Annotated in this window: 22 protein-coding genes; 13 read left to right on the forward strand and 9 right to left on the reverse strand. The window is 62.0% G+C overall.

Annotated elements, in window-relative coordinates; all coding sequences use genetic code 11:
• The first annotated feature begins 107 nt into the window (after positions 1-107).
• From AC25BC_RS14005 to AC25BC_RS14020, 4 genes are all read left to right on the forward strand, one after another.
• The gene (locus AC25BC_RS14005; RefSeq protein ID WP_012758208.1) at positions 108-587 is read left to right on the forward strand and encodes a carboxymuconolactone decarboxylase family protein; all 480 of its coding nucleotides are present in this window, start codon (positions 108-110) and stop codon (positions 585-587) included.
• 68 nt (positions 588-655) lie between these two features.
• Positions 656-1,411 carry an SDR family oxidoreductase gene (locus AC25BC_RS14010; RefSeq protein WP_012758209.1) on the forward strand — a complete coding sequence of 252 codons (756 nt, stop codon included), beginning with the start codon at positions 656-658 and terminating at the stop codon, positions 1,409-1,411.
• A 68-nt stretch (positions 1,412-1,479) separates the two neighbouring features.
• Positions 1,480-1,896 (forward strand): cupin domain-containing protein, encoded by a 417-nt coding sequence (locus AC25BC_RS14015; RefSeq protein ID WP_128438164.1) that lies wholly within the window; start codon positions 1,480-1,482, stop codon positions 1,894-1,896.
• A gap of 193 nt (positions 1,897-2,089) precedes the next feature.
• On the forward strand, positions 2,090-3,571 hold the full coding sequence (locus AC25BC_RS14020) for a cyclic nucleotide-binding domain-containing protein (protein ID WP_128438165.1): 1,482 nt from the start codon (positions 2,090-2,092) through the stop codon (positions 3,569-3,571).
• A gap of 15 nt (positions 3,572-3,586) precedes the next feature.
• Here AC25BC_RS14020 and AC25BC_RS14025 read toward each other — a convergent pair whose 3' ends face one another.
• Positions 3,587-4,075, reverse strand: a complete 489-nt coding sequence (locus AC25BC_RS14025; protein ID WP_012758212.1) for an RrF2 family transcriptional regulator — start codon at positions 4,073-4,075, stop codon at positions 3,587-3,589.
• Between the two features lie 132 nt (positions 4,076-4,207).
• On the reverse strand, positions 4,208-4,759 hold the full coding sequence (locus tag AC25BC_RS14030; RefSeq protein WP_128438166.1) for a MarR family winged helix-turn-helix transcriptional regulator: 552 nt from the start codon (positions 4,757-4,759) through the stop codon (positions 4,208-4,210).
• A gap of 144 nt (positions 4,760-4,903) precedes the next feature.
• Between AC25BC_RS14030 and AC25BC_RS14035 the strand changes: the two genes are divergently transcribed.
• The 5 genes from AC25BC_RS14035 to AC25BC_RS14055 all read left to right on the forward strand — a co-directional run bounded on the left by AC25BC_RS14035 (position 4,904) and on the right by AC25BC_RS14055 (position 7,577).
• Positions 4,904-5,239 (forward strand): cupin domain-containing protein, encoded by a 336-nt coding sequence (locus AC25BC_RS14035; protein ID WP_128438167.1) that lies wholly within the window; start codon positions 4,904-4,906, stop codon positions 5,237-5,239.
• A gap of 55 nt (positions 5,240-5,294) precedes the next feature.
• Complete coding sequence (locus AC25BC_RS14040; RefSeq protein ID WP_128438168.1) at positions 5,295-5,711, forward strand: VOC family protein; 417 nt, start codon at positions 5,295-5,297, stop codon at positions 5,709-5,711.
• A 156-nt stretch (positions 5,712-5,867) separates the two neighbouring features.
• Entirely contained in the window at positions 5,868-6,248 is a 381-nt protein-coding gene (locus AC25BC_RS14045; RefSeq protein WP_012758216.1) for a COG4315 family predicted lipoprotein, read from the forward strand.
• Between the two features lie 34 nt (positions 6,249-6,282).
• Positions 6,283-6,798 carry an RNA polymerase sigma factor gene (locus AC25BC_RS14050; RefSeq protein ID WP_012758217.1) on the forward strand — a complete coding sequence of 172 codons (516 nt, stop codon included), beginning with the start codon at positions 6,283-6,285 and terminating at the stop codon, positions 6,796-6,798.
• Positions 6,795-7,577, forward strand: coding sequence for an anti-sigma factor family protein (locus AC25BC_RS14055; RefSeq protein WP_017994675.1), 783 nt, complete (start codon positions 6,795-6,797; stop codon positions 7,575-7,577). Before AC25BC_RS14050 ends, AC25BC_RS14055 begins: the two co-directional genes overlap by 4 nt.
• 3 nt (positions 7,578-7,580) lie before the next feature.
• On the opposite strand, the gene AC25BC_RS14060 is transcribed toward AC25BC_RS14055, so the two are convergent.
• The 3 genes from AC25BC_RS14060 to nthA are packed head-to-tail and all read right to left on the reverse strand — an operon-like array spanning position 7,581 to position 9,245.
• Positions 7,581-7,949, reverse strand: coding sequence for a nitrile hydratase accessory protein (locus AC25BC_RS14060; RefSeq protein ID WP_017994676.1), 369 nt, complete (start codon positions 7,947-7,949; stop codon positions 7,581-7,583).
• Positions 7,936-8,595, reverse strand: coding sequence for a nitrile hydratase subunit beta (gene nthB, locus AC25BC_RS14065; RefSeq protein WP_128438169.1), 660 nt, complete (start codon positions 8,593-8,595; stop codon positions 7,936-7,938). The genes AC25BC_RS14060 and nthB overlap by 14 nt, the downstream gene beginning before the upstream one ends.
• Positions 8,592-9,245, reverse strand: coding sequence for a nitrile hydratase subunit alpha (gene nthA, locus AC25BC_RS14070; protein ID WP_128438170.1), 654 nt, complete (start codon positions 9,243-9,245; stop codon positions 8,592-8,594). Before nthA ends, nthB begins: the two co-directional genes overlap by 4 nt.
• Positions 9,246-9,342: 97 nt before the next feature.
• Between nthA and AC25BC_RS14075 the strand changes: the two genes are divergently transcribed.
• Positions 9,343-10,617, forward strand: a complete 1,275-nt coding sequence (locus AC25BC_RS14075; RefSeq protein ID WP_128438171.1) for an SDR family oxidoreductase — start codon at positions 9,343-9,345, stop codon at positions 10,615-10,617.
• Positions 10,617-11,093 (forward strand): DUF2269 family protein, encoded by a 477-nt coding sequence (locus AC25BC_RS14080; protein ID WP_017994680.1) that lies wholly within the window; start codon positions 10,617-10,619, stop codon positions 11,091-11,093. The genes AC25BC_RS14075 and AC25BC_RS14080 overlap by 1 nt, the downstream gene beginning before the upstream one ends.
• Here AC25BC_RS14080 and AC25BC_RS14085 read toward each other — a convergent pair.
• The gene (locus AC25BC_RS14085; RefSeq protein ID WP_128438172.1) at positions 11,085-11,678 is read right to left on the reverse strand and encodes a LysE family translocator; all 594 of its coding nucleotides are present in this window, start codon (positions 11,676-11,678) and stop codon (positions 11,085-11,087) included. The genes AC25BC_RS14080 and AC25BC_RS14085 overlap by 9 nt on opposite strands.
• Positions 11,679-11,829: 151 nt before the next feature.
• On the opposite strand from AC25BC_RS14085, the gene AC25BC_RS14090 reads away from it, so the two are divergent.
• Entirely contained in the window at positions 11,830-12,678 is an 849-nt protein-coding gene (locus AC25BC_RS14090) for an aldo/keto reductase (RefSeq protein WP_012758225.1), read from the forward strand.
• An 80-nt stretch (positions 12,679-12,758) separates the two neighbouring features.
• Here AC25BC_RS14090 and ilvN read toward each other — a convergent pair whose 3' ends face one another.
• Positions 12,759-13,331 carry an acetolactate synthase small subunit gene (ilvN, locus tag AC25BC_RS14095; RefSeq protein WP_017994682.1) on the reverse strand — a complete coding sequence of 191 codons (573 nt, stop codon included), beginning with the start codon at positions 13,329-13,331 and terminating at the stop codon, positions 12,759-12,761.
• A gap of 83 nt (positions 13,332-13,414) precedes the next feature.
• Entirely contained in the window at positions 13,415-15,205 is a 1,791-nt protein-coding gene (locus tag AC25BC_RS14100) for an acetolactate synthase 3 large subunit (protein ID WP_012758226.1), read from the reverse strand.
• 323 nt (positions 15,206-15,528) lie between these two features.
• Here AC25BC_RS14100 and AC25BC_RS14105 point away from each other — a divergent pair, with 323 nt between their 5' ends.
• The gene (locus tag AC25BC_RS14105; RefSeq protein ID WP_012758227.1) at positions 15,529-17,568 is read left to right on the forward strand and encodes an ATP-binding protein; all 2,040 of its coding nucleotides are present in this window, start codon (positions 15,529-15,531) and stop codon (positions 17,566-17,568) included.
• Here AC25BC_RS14105 and AC25BC_RS14110 read toward each other — a convergent pair.
• Positions 17,553-18,479: a dihydrodipicolinate synthase family protein gene (locus AC25BC_RS14110; RefSeq protein WP_012758228.1), complete on the reverse strand. Its 927-nt coding sequence runs from the start codon at positions 18,477-18,479 to the stop codon at positions 17,553-17,555. The genes AC25BC_RS14105 and AC25BC_RS14110 overlap by 16 nt on opposite strands.
• Positions 18,480-18,500: the final 21 nt, after the last annotated feature.

The raw sequence follows: 18,500 nt of genomic DNA on the forward strand, positions 1-18,500 counted from the left end.
ATAGGCTTTATGCAGCCAGACTAAGCGAGAATGGCTTTACAGTCCAGCAATTAAGGATATCTTCTATCCATAAGGATATTTAATATCCTTAATTAAAGGAGAGACACATGACCCAGCGACTGAACTACGCCCAACAGTCCCCCGAGCTTTTCAAGAAATTCATGGAATTCAGCATGGCGCTGAAGAGCAGCGTGATCGACGAGAAGCTGCAGGCCCTCGTCGAGGTCCGCGCTTCGCAGATCAATGGATGCGGCTTTTGCCTGGATATGCATGTGAAGCAGGCCAAGATCCTCGGCGAGACGGAACTGCGGCTCTACCACGTCGCCATCTGGCGGGAATCGAACCTGTTCATCCCCCGCGAGCGTGCAGCCCTTGCCTGGACCGAAGCACTGACGAAGCTTCCCGAGGGCGGCATTCCCGACGAGATTTACGAACGGGTGCGCGGCCAGCTTTCCGAGAAGGAGATCTCGGATCTGACTTTCGTCGTCATGGCGATCAACGCCTGGAACCGCGTCAATGTCGGCTTCAAGACCGTGCCCGGCACGGCCGACAAGGCCTACGGCCTCGATAAGGCTGGCCTGAACTAAACCGCGCAATTCATTGAGAAGATTCACCTTTGACGCTGCCGCACCACGGCAGCGAACGGAGATCCATTATGAAAATCGTTGTCATCGGCGGAACCGGCCTTATCGGTTCGAAGACTGTCGAACGCCTGCGCAAACGCGGCCATGACGTGATTGCCGCCTCGCCGAACTCCGGCGTCAACACGATCACGGGAGAAGGACTGGCGGAGGCGCTCTCGGGCACCGAAGTCGTGCTCGACCTCGCCAATTCGCCGTCCTTCGAGGATAAGGCCGTGCTCGAATTTTTCGAGACCTCGGGCCGCAATCTTCTCGCCGCCGAAAAACTCGCCGGCGTCAAGCACCATATCGCCCTCTCCGTCGTCGGCACCGAGCGTCTGCAGGAAAGCGGCTATTTCCGCGGCAAGCTTGCCCAGGAAAAACTGATCAAGGCATCGGGCATTCCCTACACCATCGTCCATTCGACGCAGTTCATGGAATTCCTCGGTGGCATCGCCCGATCGGGAACGGTCGGCCAGACGGTCCACCTGTCGCCGGCCTATGTGCAGCCGATTGCTTCCGACGACGTGGCGGACGCCATGGCGGACGTGGCCCTCTCTGCTCCCGCCAACGCGACGCTCGAGATCGCGGGTCCGGAACGGGCGCGCCTCAGCGAGCTCGTCGCCCGCTATCTGAAGGCCATGAAAGACCCGCGCACCACCGAGGCTGATGTCGAGGCGAGATATTTCGGCGCAAGACTGAATGATCAGTCGCTCGTTTCCGACAACAACCCGCGGCTCGGCTCGATTACCTTCGAGCAGTGGTTCGCAAAGTCCATCCAGCCGACATGACTGACGTGCCCTCGAGACGCGACCGCTCGGGCGCGTCTTCCCCCGACCCAGCAACCATGGAGATTCCGATGATCAGAACATTTTTCCTCGCCGCCGCCCTCGCCTTTCCGGTTGCCACCGGCGTCAGCGCCCATGACAGCAGCGAGTCTGCGAAGGTGACACTCGTCTATGAGCACGAGCTTCCGAACGTGCCGGGTAAGAGCATCAAAGGCGTGCTGGTCGAATACGGCCCGGGCGGCTTCTCCGAAGGCCACACCCATCCCGACACCGCCTTCATCTATGCTACCGTGCTCGAAGGAGCGATCCGCAGCCAGGTCAATGACGGCCCGGTCAAGGTCTATCATGCCGGAGAGAGCTTCTCCGAAATGCCGGGCGACCGTCATGGCGTCAGCGCCAACGACAGCGAGACCAAGCCCGCCCGCCTGCTCGCCGTCTTCGTCGTCGATACCAACCAGAAAGAGCTGACCTATCCGCTCAAGAAATGACGATCCGCATTACAGCGCCGCGCGTCTTTCAGATGCGCAAAGGACGCTGCAACACTTTGAATCTACGCATCGTGCTTTCCGAAAATCGGTGCCAATTTTCGGGCCGATGCGATACCGCCTGCGCAGGCCTGATGCTTGCGCAGGCGGCCGAGATGCTGAATCATGTACGGCCCCGCACCCCGGAGACAGAGAGATGATTGACGACGCCCTCTTCGGCAAACCTCTGATATCCCTGATAACAGTCGGATTCGCCGGAATCGTCGTCTGGCATCTGCTCTCCCGCCACCGGCCGACGACGCGGCTGGTGGTGCAGATCCTCTTCTTTGCGGTAATGACGCTGATCCTCGTCGGCAGCGGCATCGAACCCCACCGGTTTCAAGGATATGAGTCCGAGGATCCGCGGGCCCTGCTCGTCATCGTCGCAAAAACCCTCTGGTGGATCCATCTGGCATGGGCCGTCATCGGTTTCATCAGGCTCTATCTGGTGCTGGAGGGCAGTCCGCGAGAGGCTCGCCTGCTCCAGGATCTGGTCATCGGCGTCGTCTATATCGGCATGGCCCTGTCGGTTCTGGCCTTCGTCTTCGGCGTGCCGATCGGCACCCTCGTCGCGACCTCGGGCGTGGTCGCCATCATTCTCGGCCTGGCGCTGCAGAACACGCTCGCTGACGTCTTCTCCGGCATCGCCCTGACACTCGGACGGCCATACATCATCGGCGACTGGATCCTTCTCAGCGACGGCACGGAGGGGCGCGTCGTCGAAAGCAATTGGCGCGCAACACACATCCTGACCAGCGCCAACAATGTCGTCGTTCTGCCGAACAGTTTTCTGGCAAAGCTCGGCCTGACGAATGTCAGCCGGCCGGACGAGAGCCATCTCCTGATCCTCACCATCCGCATCGCCCCGACGCGCATGCCGGCATCGGTCCGCCACGTCATGGCAACGGCGCTTGCGAGCTGCAATTCGATCGTGCGCGAACCACCGCCGGTCGTGGCACTCAAGGGGCTGGATGCCACGGCGCTTGAGGTCGAGCTGCAGTTTCGGGTGACGAGCCCGAGCCAGCGGGTGCCGGCGCGGAACGAGGTGCTCGATCTCGTCTATCGCCATTGCAAATCCGCCGGCCTGCTGCTGGCCATTCCGCCGTCGGCGACGGTGCTGACCGCCGATCTGCCGACGGAAGAAAGCGCAAAGCCGCCGAGCGTAACGCCGCTTGCCCTGATCGAGGCCATTCCGGTCTTTGCGACGCTGACATCAGATGAAAAGCGCAGGCTCGCCGAAACCACGACTGTCCGGGAGTTCCGCAAGGGCGATGTGATCGTGCGGGAGGACGAAATGCTCCCCTCACTGATGATGGTGCGCGCCGGCATCATCGCGGCGCGGAACGCAGGCGAGGAACGCGGACGGCTCGCGCCGGGCGACTTTTTTGGAGAGACCGGACTGCTCGCCGGTATGCAGGAAGTCTGCACTCTGGAGGCTCTGACCCCCGTGACCGCCTATGAGATCGACCAGGAGGCCTTCGCGCCGCTGCTAAGCGAACGCCCGGCGCTGGCCGAAGAAATCGCCGACCACCTCGCCAGCCGCGCCGAGCGTTTCCACAATGGCGCCTCCTTGCCCCCGGAACATGCCCGCAGCGCCCATGCGATCCTGAAGACGATCAGGACTATTTTCAAGGCATAGAGACCGGCATCCTGCTCAGCCGGCGCGCTTGAGCACCCATTCGAACGTGCTCCGCCAAATGTCGGCCGGCACCTCCTCGGACAAGGTGCCGACCAGATCGGAAAGCCGGACGCGCCTCAGCGTATCCCGCCAAGCCTCGTCGGCCTCCCACATGATGCGCGCAACCGCGCATGGCTTGCTGTCGCAATATCCTTCCGGCCGGCAGGGATTGTTCGCCCGAATGTTCGTACAGGTGAAGCTGCGGGCCTTCCCCTCGACCGCCTCGACGATCTCGAGAAAGTTGATATCCGAGGGGGTCTTGGCGAGCCTGTAGCCGCCACTCGGACCGAGCGTGGTCTCGACCAGCGATGCCTGCGAAAGGCTCTGCAGTGCTTTGGAGAGATATTCCTTCGGCAGACCATGAAGCTCCGCGAGCGCCTTGGTGGAAAGATACCTGCCCTCTGGCAGGCCCGCGAGAATGGCGCAGCAGTGAAGCGCCCACTCGACCTGGCTTTTCAGGATCATTCAGCAACTCGTGTGATGGCTGGCTCTGCCAATGGAATTAAGGATATATCATATCCGAAAACCGACACGATGTAAATGAGCTGCAAAAGCAGCGTGTTGTTGCCTGAACGGCGATGCGGGCTCCGATCTCGCTCAGCCCGCCTGCTCGTCCTCTCCCCGCGCCTGCTCATTTTCAATTCCGGCGATCAGCTTGCGCAGCAGCGCCGCAAGCGCCTCGCGCTCCTTTCCATCAAGAGCCTGCAAAAACGAGGATTCGCTCGCCATGTCCGTGCGGAAGGCCTTTTCGGCGAGTGCCGCACCCGCCTCGCTCAAAGCCACCAGCACACTGCGGCCATCGCGTGGTGATTTCTCCCGGCGGATCAGTCCCGCTTTCTCCAGCCGGTCAAGCCTGTGGGTCAGGCCTCCCGAAGAGATCATCAGCGCCGAATACATCTCCGTCGGGGTCATAAGGTAAGGCGGTCCGGAACGGCGAAGCGTTGCGATCACGTCGAATTCGCCGCGGTCGAGGCCAAAATCGGCAAATGTCGCCTCAATGCTCGGACGCACCAGGTTCGACAGCCGGAAGGCTCGGCCCAGGATCGCCATCGGCTCGGTGTCGAGGTCGGGCAGTTCCAGCGCCCATTGCCGGCGCAGCCGGTCGACATGATCCTCGTAAGAGTCGCCTTCTTTAACCCCATTCGTCATTTTCTGCCTCATATGCCACCACAGCCGAGACATACACCTTCCATCTGCATCAAGGAAGATATCTTGACAGGAAGATAGTTTTGGGAATATATCTTCTCGTGAAGATAGTTTGCGATCGGAAATGGCACCAGCAGGAGGCACGGGATGTTCAGGATTCTTCGCCACCAGGAACCGCGAGCCGATCAGAGCCGCACGGTCCGCTTTGAAGGCCGCGACCATGGCGGCGAGATATCGCTTTTTCTGGTCGACAATGAGCCCGGCCAAGGGCCTGACCTGCATATACACCCCTATTCCGAAACGTGGGCCGTCAGGAAAGGCGAAGCCGAATTTACCGTGGGCGACGCCAAGACCCGCGCCTTTCCTGGCGACATCGTCATCGTGGCCGCCAACATTCCGCACCGTTTCGAGAATGTCGGCACCGGACGGCTCGAAATCGTCTGCATTCATGCCAGCGACACGATCTTGCAGGAGTTTGTGTGAGGCAAAGCCGCCTGGAAGGCAAAGCGCGGAAGACAATGAAGAGGAGAGAACTGCAATGCCCAAGATGATCTTCGTGAACCTGCCGGTGAAAGACCTTGCCGCTGCGACCCGCTTCTATGAAGCGATCGACTGCAGCAAGAACGAACAGTTCAGCGATCACCAGGCGTCGAACATGGTCTGGTCCGAGGTCATTATCTTCCATTTGCTGACGCGCGATTTCTTCGCGAGTTTCACGCCGAAACCCGTTGCCGAAGCGCAGAAGACGAGCGAAATGCTGATCGCGCTGACGATGGACAGCCGTGAAGAGGTGGACGCTATCGTCGAGGCAGCTGCAGCCGCCGGTGGCAAAGCCGATCCCCGCGCGCCGACGGACATGGGTTGGCTCTACAACCGTGCCTTCGAAGATCCCGATGGCCATATATTCGAAGCGGTCTGGGTCGACATGGCGGCGGCGACCGCTACCGGAGAATAGCCGGCAAAGCGCTCGACGCGACATGCCCGGGCCAAACGGGCTTCGGCCCACCTCGCCCGCCGTGAAAACTTTTGCTGCGTCTGGAATAAAACCACCGCGCCTCGTGTCTCATCTCAGGTATCGCAAGATTGCGTGCCCAATCTGAGGAGAGACATCATGAAACCCGTGAAATTCCTGTCCGTCGTGGCCGCCGCCGCCTTTGCCGCGACCGCTGCTTTCGCCGCCCCTCCTGTCAAGACCGTCGAATCCGAAAAGGGCAAGGTGCTTGCCGGCGAAAACGGCATGACGCTCTACACCTTCAAGAAGGACGTCAAAGGCGTTTCCAACTGCAACGACGATTGCGCCAAAAACTGGCCGCCGCTGATGGCCGCTGGTGATGCCAAGGCTGATGGTGCATATTCGATCGTCGATCGCAAAGATGGCACGAAGCAATGGGCCAAGGACGGCATGCCGCTCTACTACTGGGTCAAGGACAAGAAGGCCGGCGACATCACCGGCGATGGCGTCGGCGGCAACTGGGATCTCGCCAAGCCTTGATCGCCAAGATCCCGATCACAAGCGAGTTGCCGGCGTGAAAACACCCGCACCCGAAACCTTCGAGGGCCAGATCCTGGCCCTCCTGCCCTCACTCAGACGCTATTCGCGCAGCCTGACGCGCTCGGATGCCGATGGCGAGGATCTGCTCCAGGATTGTGTCGAGAAGGTTCTCACGCGCCGCGGCCAATGGCGCGGCCTCAACCTGCGCGGCTGGGTCCTGACCATCATGACCAATCTCTACCGCAACGGCCGGCGCGGCAAGACGCGCGACGGCCTTGTCGAGCTCGATGCCGCAGACAATCTGGCCGCGCCCGAACCGCCGGCCGATCCGCTGGAACGTGCCCGGCTGGACGATGCGCTGAACAGCCTTTCGGAGGAACACCGCGCCGTGCTGATGCTCGTGGTCATCGAGGGATACACCTATGGCGAGGTCGCCGCCGCGCTCGATATCCCGATCGGCACCGTCATGTCGCGCCTGTCGCGCGCCCGCCGGCGCGTCGCCGAACGATTGAAGGCCGACAACATCATTACGCTTCGGAGACCGAAATGAACGAGACCAATCCGAGCGTCGCCGAAGCCGACCTTCACGCTTATGCCGACGGCCAGTTGCCGGAAACGGCGCGCCCCCGCATCGAGGCTTTCCTAGCCGACAATCCCGACGAGGCGGCAATGGTCGCCGAATGGCAGGCACAAAATACAGGAATCCGCTCGCTATTTGCAGGTTATGAGCGAGCGAAGGACACCGATCCGCTGCTTGTTTCACCCCCGTCCGCAGTACAAACCAGCCCGAAACGCTGGGCGATCGCCGCCGCAGCGCTCGTCGTCTTCACGCTGGGAGCAGTCAGCGGCCGTTATGGCCCGGCACTTCTGGAAAAGCCGGAGCTGCAGCTTGCCGGCTCCGAGACCCTGCCGAAACAGGCCCAGACCGCGTTCACGGTCTATGCCGCCGAGGTTCGCCATCCCGTCGAGGTCTTCGCAAACGAAGAGGTCCACCTCGCCACCTGGCTTGGCAAGCGCCTGGCAATCCAGGACCTCAAGATCCCGAACCTGCAGCCGCTCGGCTTCAAGCTGGTCGGCGGCCGGCTGCTGCCGGTCGACGGCAGGCCGGGCGCCATGTTCATGTATGAAAACCAGGCCGGCGAGCGCCTGACCGTCATGGTCGGTCGCAACACGGAAAACCGCACGACGAGCTTCCGCTTCGCCTCATCGGGCAATCTCGAAACCTTTTACTGGATCGACGGCGAACTCGGTTATGCCGTGACCGGCGAAATCTCCCGCGAAACACTGCGGGAGGTGGCCGAGGAGTGCTACCGGCAATTCCCGTCTTAAGGATCAGCGCGAGGGGTCGTTGCTAAGCTCGATCGGCCGTCCGTGCGGCGTCGCTTCCGCCGCCCGCTGCCAACTCTGTTGCAGCGCCAGGATCGTATCCGCATCGGCGACGCCGCAGTTGACGATGAGGTCCGAGAGTGCGGCCACCCAGCAGTCAAAATAGTCGCTGCCATCTTCGGCCCGGCCTGGCTTGTGCAGCTGCGCCGACAGCGTCGCGGCCCATTCGCTCCAGCTGAACAGGCCTTTGGCGTTAAGGTGCACGGTCATGGCGAAGGCTTCGGCCGCCCATGGCTTGGGAAAGACCGGCTCGCCTTCCGGCGACCGCGGCAGTCCGGGCGACTGCGTCAGCGGCGATATCTCATGCCGGTTCAAGATAACTCTCCCAGGCATCAATCGACACGGTCAGCGTCGGATCGGCATCCTCGCCCCAGATCTCCACGCCGTCGAAAACGACCGTATAGAGCCATTGCGGATTTTCGCCCTCGCCATGCGCATTGTCATCGGGAAAGACGAAGGCACCCTGCACTGCCTCGACCACGCCTGTTTTGGCTCGGGCATAACGCGGCAGGCGCGTATGCGTCAGCGGATTGAAATTCTTCGTCCTCACCGTCTCGCCGACCGCAAAGAGCGGCGCGGTCTTAACAGGACGATCGCAAGGGCCGCCTTTCGCCAGAACGCCGGACACCATGTCCGCCTTCAGCACCCGCTTCGGAACGGCTCCTGGCTGCTGTGCATGGCCGGACAGCAATTCCGCGCGCGTCGCAAAACCATGCCGTTCAAGCAGCTTGTCGATGCCGCGGATCCAGATCTCGTAGTAGCTGGCGGCGAGGTAATCGGCCGGCGGAATATTCTCGCGCGCATGCCGGCTTTCATCGATGTTCCATGCGCCGAAAGCGCCGCAGGAAAGCGTGATGCCGAGCGCCCGCTTTTCCCATTCTGCATGGAAATAAGGCTCGTCCTTTTCTGGCGCGACAGGTCCGAAGCCCATCTGCCCTCCGAGATCGTGCGGGCCGTTCATGTGGCGCTCTCCGGCTTGCCGGCAACGGCCGTGCCGATCATCGCATCGCGGCTGACGAGGTCGGCGAGCGTCTGCTCGTCCATTCCCTCTGTCCCTTCGGGTCGCTCGGGAATGACGAGATAGCGCAGCTCCGCCGTCGAATCCCAGACGCGAACCTTCTTCTCCTCCGGCAGCGTCAGCCCGAATTCGGCCAGCACGCCGCGTGGATCGATGACGGCGCGTGAGCGATAGGCCGGCGCCTTGTACCAGACCGGCGGCAGGCCGAGCACCGACCACGGATAACAGGAGCAGAGCGTGCAGACGACGAGGTTATGGGTCTCGGCCGTGTTGAAGACGGCGCGCATGTGCTCGCCCTGCCGGCCGGTGCAACCGAGGCTTGACATCGCCGCCGTCGCATCGCGCTTCAGCCAGTCGGCGAAATCGGCATCGCTCCAGGCTCTGGCGACGACATGGGCGCCGTTTCTCGGTCCCACCTTCGTCTCGTAGGTCTCGACGATGGCATCGATCGCCGCCGGATCGATCAGGCCCTTCTCCGTCAGCAGCGTTTCCAGCGCTTTCACGCGCGCCTGCATGTCGGAATAATGATTATCATGATCGTGCCCGTGGGCGTGCTCATCTCCGTGAGCGTGGTCGTCGTCATGGTCGTGCAAGGCGAAGCCCTCCCGAAACTGCCCGCTCTTTCTAACATATGCTGCAGGCCCGCCAAGCCATTCTATGTCTCATGCGCTTTTCCGCTAATCTCCTGCCATGAACATCCTGATTCTCGGCGCAACCGGCTTTATAGGCTCCGTCGTCGCGGCCCGGCTCGTTGCCGACGGCCACGTCGTAACCGGACTCGGCCGCAATCCAGTACGTGCCCGTTTGAAACAGCCGGCAATCGACTGGCGGCGCGCAGATCTCTCGCACATGACGAAACCAGCGGATTGGGATGATATCCTCAAGGACCAGCATGTCGTCGTCAATTGCGCCGGCGCCCTGCAGGACGGCCTGTCGGACGATTTGTCGGCCACCCAGGCTGAGGCGATGTTGGCGCTCTATTCCGCAGCCAAACGCTCATCACGCCCGCTCGTCGTGCAGATATCGGCAAGGACAGCGGGAGCGGCGGGTGCTCTTCCCTTCTTCGCCACCAAGCGGCGGGCCGACGAGGCGCTGGCGGCAAGCGGCCTGCGTTACCTCATCCTGCGCCCTGCCCTCGTTCTCGGCCGCAATGCCCATGGCGGTTCGGCGCTGATGCGGGCGCTTGCCGCCTTCCCCTGTGTGCTGCCCTTGGTCCATGCCGAAAGTCCGGTCGAAACACTCTCGGTGGACGATGTGGCGGAAGCCGTGTCGCGGGCGGTCTCCGACGGCATCTCCGGCGATATAGATCTGGCCGCCGACGAAGTTCTGACGCTCGCCGATCTCGTCCGCCTGCATCGGCAGTGGCTCGGCCTGCCGCCCGCCCGCATGTTCGCTCTCCCCCGCTGGCTTGCCGGCCCGGTGACGTGGCTGGCCGATCTATCAGGACTGCTCGGCTGGCGTTCGCCGCTGCGCTCGACGGCGATGACTGTCATGTCCGAAGGCGTGCGGAGCTCAAAAACAGGGAGCGGCCTTGCTGCGACATCCGCGGCCGCAGCGCTCTCGGCCAATCCGTCCGGCGTACAGGATCTCTGGTTTGCCAGGGTCTATCTCCTGAAGCCGCTAGCCATATCGGGCCTATCCGTTTTCTGGCTGCTCTCAGGTTTGATCCCGCTGCTGGCGCTGGAGCAGACGTCCGCTCACTTCCTGCCGTTCATGCCTGAGGCCGCAGCAACGGCGCTGACGCTTGCAACCTGCCTGACCGACATAGCTCTCGGCGCCGCCGTCCTCCTTCGCCCGCTGGCAAAACGTGCCCTTCTCGGCATGCTGGCCGTGTCGTTCGCCTATCTTGCCGGTGCCAGCCTGCTCGAACCCGCGCTCTGGCTCGATCCTCTCGGTCCCCTCGTCAAGGTGCTGCCATCGATCCTGCTGACGCTCACCGCACTTGCCACGCTGGATGAACGCTGATGATTGAGGAATGGCTGCTGCTTGCCCATGTCATCGGCGCGACCGTGCTCTTCGGCACCGGCGCCGGCATCGCCTTCTTCATGGTGATGGCGCACCGAACCCGCGATCCCCGTCTGATCGCCCATGTCGCCAGCACGGTTGTCATCGCCGACACCCTCTTCACCGCCACCGCAGCCATTCTCCAGCCGGTGACCGGCTATCTGCTGGCCCGGTCGATCGGTTGGGAACTGTCGGAGGGATGGATTGCGCTGTCGCTGCTGCTTTATGTTGTGACCGGCCTGTTCTGGCTGCCGGTCGTCTGGATCCAGATCCGGCTGCGCGACCTCGCCCGCGCCGCAGCAGCGGCGGGAAAAGCCCTGCCGCCAGGCTATTTCAGCCTCTACCGCATCTGGTTCGCCTGCGGTTTTCCGGCCTTCTTCGCTGTCATCGGCATTCTCTGGCTGATGCTCATGAAGCCCGCAATCACTCTATTTTAGCATTGGCCAGAGGCTTAGCACCAACAGCACCGCCATGCTGATATTGAACCATTTCAGCCGCACCGGATCGGAAAGCCATTCCCTCAGCGCCGAGCCGAAGCCGACCCAGGTCGAAACGCTGGGCACATTGACTGCCGCAAAAGCGAGACCAACGATCAGCACGCTCACTAGGTAGAGTTGCGGATTGGTGTAGGTCGCCATCGCGGTGACCGCCATCACCCAGGCTTTCGGATTGACCCACTGGAAGGCCGCCGCCGCCGAGAAGGACATCGGCTCGACGCCGCTTCTGCCTTCGCTCAGCGAGCGCGACGAGGCAATCTTCCAAGCAATCCAGATGAGATAGGCGCCGCCCGCAAATTTCAGTACCGTATAGACAATAGGCACCGTGTGCAGCAGCGCGCCGAGCCCAAGGCCGACGCCGATGAGCAGCGAGAAGAAACCGACACCGATGCCGAACATATGCGGGATCGTCCTGCGGAAGCCAAAATTCACGCCCGATGCGAAGAGCATCATATTGTTCGGTCCCGGCGTGATCGAGGTCGTGAAGGCGAAGAGAACGAGGGCGAGAAATGTATCCAGCGGCATGCGACCTCCCGAAGCCAGCTTTTCTGCGGCCTGTTTAATTAGGTCAGCATAACTGTCCTAAACCGCCGGTGCCATTACATCATTGTCATGGTGACAGGATTACTTGAAAGATGGCGACCCGGCCCAATCTCCTGTCGAAGGGACAGAAACCATGCAGGACGACCCGATTCCATCGATCACATTCCCTGATGGCACTGAGGTGCCGGCGCTCGGCCAGGGCACCTGGGCGATGGGTGAGGATGCCGGTCATGCCAGGGCCGAGATCGAAAGCCTCAGGGCCGGCATCGATCTCGGCATGACGCTGATCGACACCGCCGAAATGTACGGCGACGGTGGCGCCGAAGAGATCGTCGGCCAGGCGATCAGGGGCCGGCGCGATGAGGTCTTCATCGTCAGCAAGGTCTATCCCTGGAATGCCAGCCTGAAAGGCACGATTGAGGCCTGCGAGCGCAGTCTCGAACGGCTGGGTACCGATCGCATCGATCTCTATCTGCTGCACTGGCGCGGAGACCATCCGCTCACAGAGACCGTCGCCGCCTTCGAAATGCTGAAGGCATCCGGCAAGATCGGCGCCTGGGGCGTCTCCAACTTCGACACCGACGACATGGAGGAACTGCTCGGAGTGCCCGACGGCGCCAATGTCGCCGCCAACCAGGTGCTCTATAACCTTTCCCGCCGCGGCATCGAATTCGATCTGCTGCCCTGGTGCCAGAACCGAGGCATTCCCATCATGGCCTATTCGCCGATCGAACAGGGAAATATCCTGCACCATCCCGAGTTGATCCGCATCGCCAAGGCCTATCAGGCGACACCCGCTCAGCTGGCACTCGCCTTCCTGCTGGAACGCGACGGCGTCATCGTCATGCCGAAGACCTCGAATGCCGAACGCGCGGCGGAAAACCGCGACTGCGTCTCGCTCGAAATCACCGACGACGACTGGGATGCCATCGACGCCGCCTTTCCGCCGCCCACAAAGAAAAAACCGCTGGAGATGCTTTGATCTCCAGCGGTTTTCGCAATCATTGCAGCATCGGGCTTAGATGCCCGGGCTGTGATCCTTACATGTCCGGGCTGTATTATTTACATCCCCTGCACGCCGCGGTTCATCGCCGCAATGCCGGTACGGCACACCTCGATGAGGCCGAGCGGCTTCATGATCGCCACGAACTGATCGATCTTCGACGATTTGCCGGTGAGCTCCAGAATGAAGTGACCGACCGTCGCATCCACCACCTTGGCATGGAAGGCATCGGCAAGGCGCAGGGTCTCGGCGCGCATCTCGCCCTCGCCGATCACCTTGATCAGTGCCACTTCGCGCTCGATCGGCCGGTCCTGGCCGAGTTCGCGGGCCCGCACCGTCAGGTCGACGACGCGATGCACCGGCACGATGCGCTCGAGCTGCGCCTTGATCTGCTCCAGCACCTGCGGCGTGCCGCGTGTGACGACGGTGATGCGGGAAAGATGCGCCTGATGCTCGGTCTCGGAGACCGTCAGGCTCTCGATATTGTAGCCGCGGCCGGAAAACAGTCCGATGACCCGGGCAAGAACACCCGGTTCGTTGTCGACGAGAACCGAAAGCGTGTGGCTTTCGACCGCCGCCGTTTCCGGCGAGATGAAATAGGCTGAGCCCGTGGGTTGTAGGTGTGCGTTCATGGTCTTGAGTTTCCTCTTCCCTGCCGCATACCCCTGAAAATCGAAAGCGATTTTCGGAAAGGGTTATGGGCAAATTAAAAATGTCAGACGAGCGCGCGGCCCTTGGCGTCGATCGCATTGGCGACCGCTTCGTCGGTGGCTTCGTCCGGCAACAGCATTTCGTTATGGGCCTTGCCCGAGGGGATCATCGGGAAGCAATTGGCGAGATTGGCGACACGGCAATCGAAGATGACGGGCTTTCTGACCTCGATCATCTCCAGAATGGTGTCATCAAGCGCATCCGGCTTTTCGCAGCGCAGGCCGACGGCACCATAGGCCTCCGCCAGCTTGACGAAATCGGGCATCGCCTCCGTATAGGAGTTCGACAGGCGATTGCCGTGCAACAGCTGCTGCCACTGACGCACCATGCCCATATATTGGTTGTTCATGATGAAGATCTTGATCGGCGCGTCGTGCTGGATCGCCGCCGACATTTCCTGGATACACATCTGGATCGAGGCGTCGCCGGCAATGTCGATGACGAGGCTGTCGGGATGGGCGATCTGCACGCCGAGCGCGGCCGGCAGGCCGTAGCCCATCGTACCGAGGCCGCCCGAAGTCATCCAGCGGTTCGGCTGCTCGAAACCGAAGAACTGCGCCGCCCACATCTGGTGCTGGCCGACCTCGGTGGTGATGTAGGTATCCCGGTCCTTGGTGTGGGCAAAGAGCCGCTCCAGCGCATATTGGGGCATGATGACGTCATTGCTCTTCGTATAGGCGAAGGAGTTGCGTGCCCGCCAGCGGGCGATATCGGTCCACCAGTCGTCGAGGCGACCCTTCTCCGGCTTCTTCGGCAGCGCCCGCCACAGGCGGACCATGTCTTCGAGGACATGGCCGACATCGCCGCGGATGCCGATATCGACTCGGACGTTCTTGTTGATCGAGGATGGATCGATATCGATATGGATCTTCTTCGAGTTCGGCGAAAAGGCATTGAGACGGCCGGTGATGCGGTCGTCGAAACGGGCGCCGATGCAGACCATGACGTCGCAGTCGTGCATCGCCATGTTGGCTTCGTAGGAGCCGTGCATGCCGAGCATCTTCAGCCAGTTCTTGCCCGAAGCAGGATAGGCGCCGAGGCCCATCAGCGTCGAGGTGATCGGGAAATCGGTGAGCTCGACCAGCTCGCGCAGCAGCTTGGAAGCCTCGGGGCCGGAATTGATGACGCCGCCGCCGGAATAGATGATCGGACGGCGCGCATTCGCCATCAGTTCGATCGCGGCATGGATCTGGTTGAGGTCGCCCTGGATCTTCGGCTGGTAGCTCTTCTGAATCGCGTAATCGGCGGGCGGCGTATAGGTGCCGGTCGCAAACTGCACGTCTTTCGGAATATCGACGACGACGGGGCCTGGACGGCCGGACTGGGCGATGCGGAAGGCCTCGTGAATGACGGCGGCAAGCTGGTTGACATCCTTGACCAGCCAGTTGTGCTTGGTGCAGGGCCGGGTGATGCCGACCGTATCGCATTCCTGGAAGGCGTCGGAGCCGATCAGTGGGGTCGGAACCTGGCCGGTCAGGCAGACGAGCGGGATCGAATCCATCAGCGCGTCCTGCAGCGGCGTGACGGCATTGGTAGCGCCCGGACCCGAGGTGACCAGCATGACGCCGACCTTGCCGGTGGAGCGGGCGTAACCTTCGGCCGCATGGCCTGCCCCCTGCTCGTGGCGGACGAGGATGTGCTTGACATCTTCCTGCTGGAAGATCTCGTCATAGATCGGCAGGACCGCGCCGCCGGGATAGCCGAAAATATGTTCGACGCCATTGTCCTTCAGCGCCTTGAGAACGATCTCCGCTCCCGTCATCCGATTGCCTGCCGCCTGATTGTCCGTGCTCATCTGTCTGTTCCGTTTGATGCTGGGATTGCGTTTGTGGCCGGAAGCCCGAATTTCGGGCATAAAAAAAGGCCCCTGAGGAGCCTGTCATCTAGCGCATGGGTGGCTATCGCCGGATGGTTACACCATCCTGCCCATGCGCTTTCCCACCACGATAAGAGCCGTTGCGATTTTCATGGTCGGAAGTGATAGACAGAAAATTTCGCAGCGTCAACGCATGCCGCAATAAAAAACTGCCCCACGCCTGCATCCCCGAAAATCGATAGGATGAAGGATTTGTTAAAGGATCGACTTTATTCTTCTACGCTACTGCATGGAGTAGCCCTTTGCTCAACAACGACTTGCGCACGTCTGGCAAGGCAGGCGAGCATGATCGCCGCGATGGCCATGCGCCGGGAAATCGCTTTCTCGGCCGCGTCGTTGCATGCAGCGGTTCGCGGGCGACGATTGCCGCCGTCGCCGAACAGGGCGGCACCGATCTTACCGAACTCTGGTCCGTGGGCCGGCTGATTTCGATCAGCGTCGGCCGCAATCGCGTCGTCGCGCTCGTCTATCAGATGAACACCGGCAGCCACGCCTGGGGCGAAGGCGAGGACAATATTTTCAAGATCGAGACCGAACTGCTCGGCGAAGTCCGTGTCGACGAGGACGGGCGCGAGGAATTCTCGACCGGCATCTCGCGTTATCCCTATCTCGGCGCCATCGCCCACCGCATCCGATCCGCCGACCTGATGCGCATCTACGATGCCGGCGAGGGTACGACCGCCGTCATCGGCAAGCTGACGCAGGACGATAGCATCGATGCGGCGATCCATATCCCCTCGATGCTCTCCAAGCATTTCGCCGTCGTCGGCTCGACCGGCGTCGGCAAGTCGACGGCCGTGTCGCTGCTCCTGCACAAGGCGATCGCGGCGGACCCGAAGCTGCGTGTACTGATCCTCGATCCGCATAACGAATTCGCCGCCGCCTTTCCTCAGCACGCCGTCACCATCGATACCGATACGCTTGATCTGCCCTTCTGGCTGATGCGGCTTGAAGAGTTCGCCGAAGTCGTCTTTCGCGGCCGCCCGCCGGTGCCCGAAGAGCTCGACATGCTGCGCGATATCCTGCCGGAAGCCAAGCGCGCCTTCCGTGGTAGCGACAATTCACTGGTGCGCCGCACGACCGAAAAGAGTTCGATCACCGCCGACACGCCGGTTCCCTACCGCATGGCCGATCTGCTGGCGCTGATCGACGAGCGCATCGGTCGCCTGGAAGGCCGTTCGGAAAAACCCTTCCTGCGTTCGTTGAAGATGCGCATCATCGCCGCAATCAATGATCCGCGTTATCATTTCATGTTCTCCAACAACACGATCACCGACACGATCACCGACACCATCGCGCAGATCTTCCGCATCCCCGGCGAGAACCGGCCGATCTGTGCCTTCCAGCTTGCCGGCATTCCTTCCGAGGTCGTCAATTCGGTCGCTTCGGTGCTTTGCCGCATGGCCTTCGAGGTAGCGCTGTGGAGCGAGGGCGCCATCCACATGCTCGTCGTCTGCGAGGAAGCTCACCGCTATATCCCCTCCGATCCGAGCCTCGGCTTCGTGCCGACGCGCCAGGCGATCGCCCGCATCGCCAAGGAAGGCCGCAAATACGGCGTCTCGCTCGGCATCATCACCCAGCGCCCGGGCGAGCTCGACCAGACGATCCTGTCGCAGTGTTCGACGCTCTTTGCCATGCGCCTCGCCAACGACCGCGACCAGGAAATCATCCGCTCGGCCATCCCGAATTCGTCGATCTCGACGACAAGCTTCATCTCCTCGATCGGCAATGGCGAAGCGATCGCCTTCGGTGAGGCGATCAGCGTGCCGATGCGCATGCGCTTTTCCCGCGTCGAGGAGAACCTGCTGCCGAAGGCGAGCAGCGCCAACAGCAAGCAAAGCGAGGAAGATCCGGATACGGTCGATCTGCGCAAGATCGTCACCCGCATGCGGGCGGTGACCGTCGGACCCGACATTTCAAATTTCCAGCAGAACTATGCCGCGTCCGTGGCAGGTTTCGACGAGACCGACGCAGCCGACGAGGATCTCGACGCGAAGCCATACACGCCGCTCGCCTCTTTCGCCGCGCCGCCCGCCTCCGCGCCGCTCGAAACCTACCGGCGGGAATTGCTACCGCAGACGCCGCGGCTGGACCCGGCCACGTCACCCGCAATCGATCCCCGGCTGGACGCGCTTCGCCGCGAGATGCGCCGCGACGAGCCGGTTTTTCCCCGACCGGCACCACCGGCGGACCAGCCCACGGTCTCCCGCCGGGAGCCCGGCACGTCGCTGCGCGAAAGCATCCTGAAAAAACCGCTGAGCAGCCTTTACAACAAGGATTGACGCTTCAGCTCGCTCTCCAGGGCGATCAGAGGCTCGACGGCGTCGAGCACACGCTGCCGGTCCATCGGCCCGAGCGGCAGGAGAGGGCGTGGGAGCTCTGCCCCCGCGAGTGAGAGAAGGTCGACCAGCGTATAGACCACGCGAAGGCTTCCGAACGCCTTGAACGTTTTCCAGAGCGGTTCGAGGAGACCATCGAGCCGGTGCGCCTCCCCGCCCTTGCCCGCAATCGCAGCCTTGGTCAGGGCAAGGGCGACGCGCGGAAGCAAGCCACCGATGACGCTGTACCAGGCGTCGGCACCTGAAAGCAGCGCTTCGGCCGCGCCCCAGTCGCCGCTGTAGCCGATCGCAAGCCTGGTCTTCTCTCGCAATGCCGCCAACTCGCCTGCGAAATCGCCGTCAGCAGGCAGAGGCATCTTCACGGCCCTGATCGTCTCGATATCGGACAGGCGCTGCAGAAGATCCCGGCCGAAGGTGAAGTGGGTCGTGCCGGGATTGTTGTAGATACAAAGCGGCAGATTCGCCGCCTCGGTGACCGCCAGGAAATGCTCGTAGGCTTCGTCCTGGGTCAGCGGCGTGTAGGACACCGGCGCAAGCAGAAGAGCATCTGCACCGGCGGCCTCGGCATCCCTCGCCAGGCTCCGGGCATGGTCTGTCCTCAGAGCGCCGACGCCGACGACGAGGGGAATACGACCACGAACGCACTCGACCGCAGCCTCGACGGCTCGCCGTCGTTCCTCGCGCGTGAGAAAGGCGTAGATCCCGGTGCTGCCGAGAAGGCCTATCGAAGCGACGCCTGCATCACACAGGCGTTCCAGCAGGCGGCCGAGGGCTTCGGTGTCGACCCGGCCCTCCCTATTGGCGGGCGTGGGCGGAAAGGCCGAAAGACCATGAAACGGAGAAGTGACAGACATGATGCGATCCTGAAAATCCGG

The sequence above is a fragment of the Rhizobium sp. WSM409 genome, from assembly GCF_057653825.1.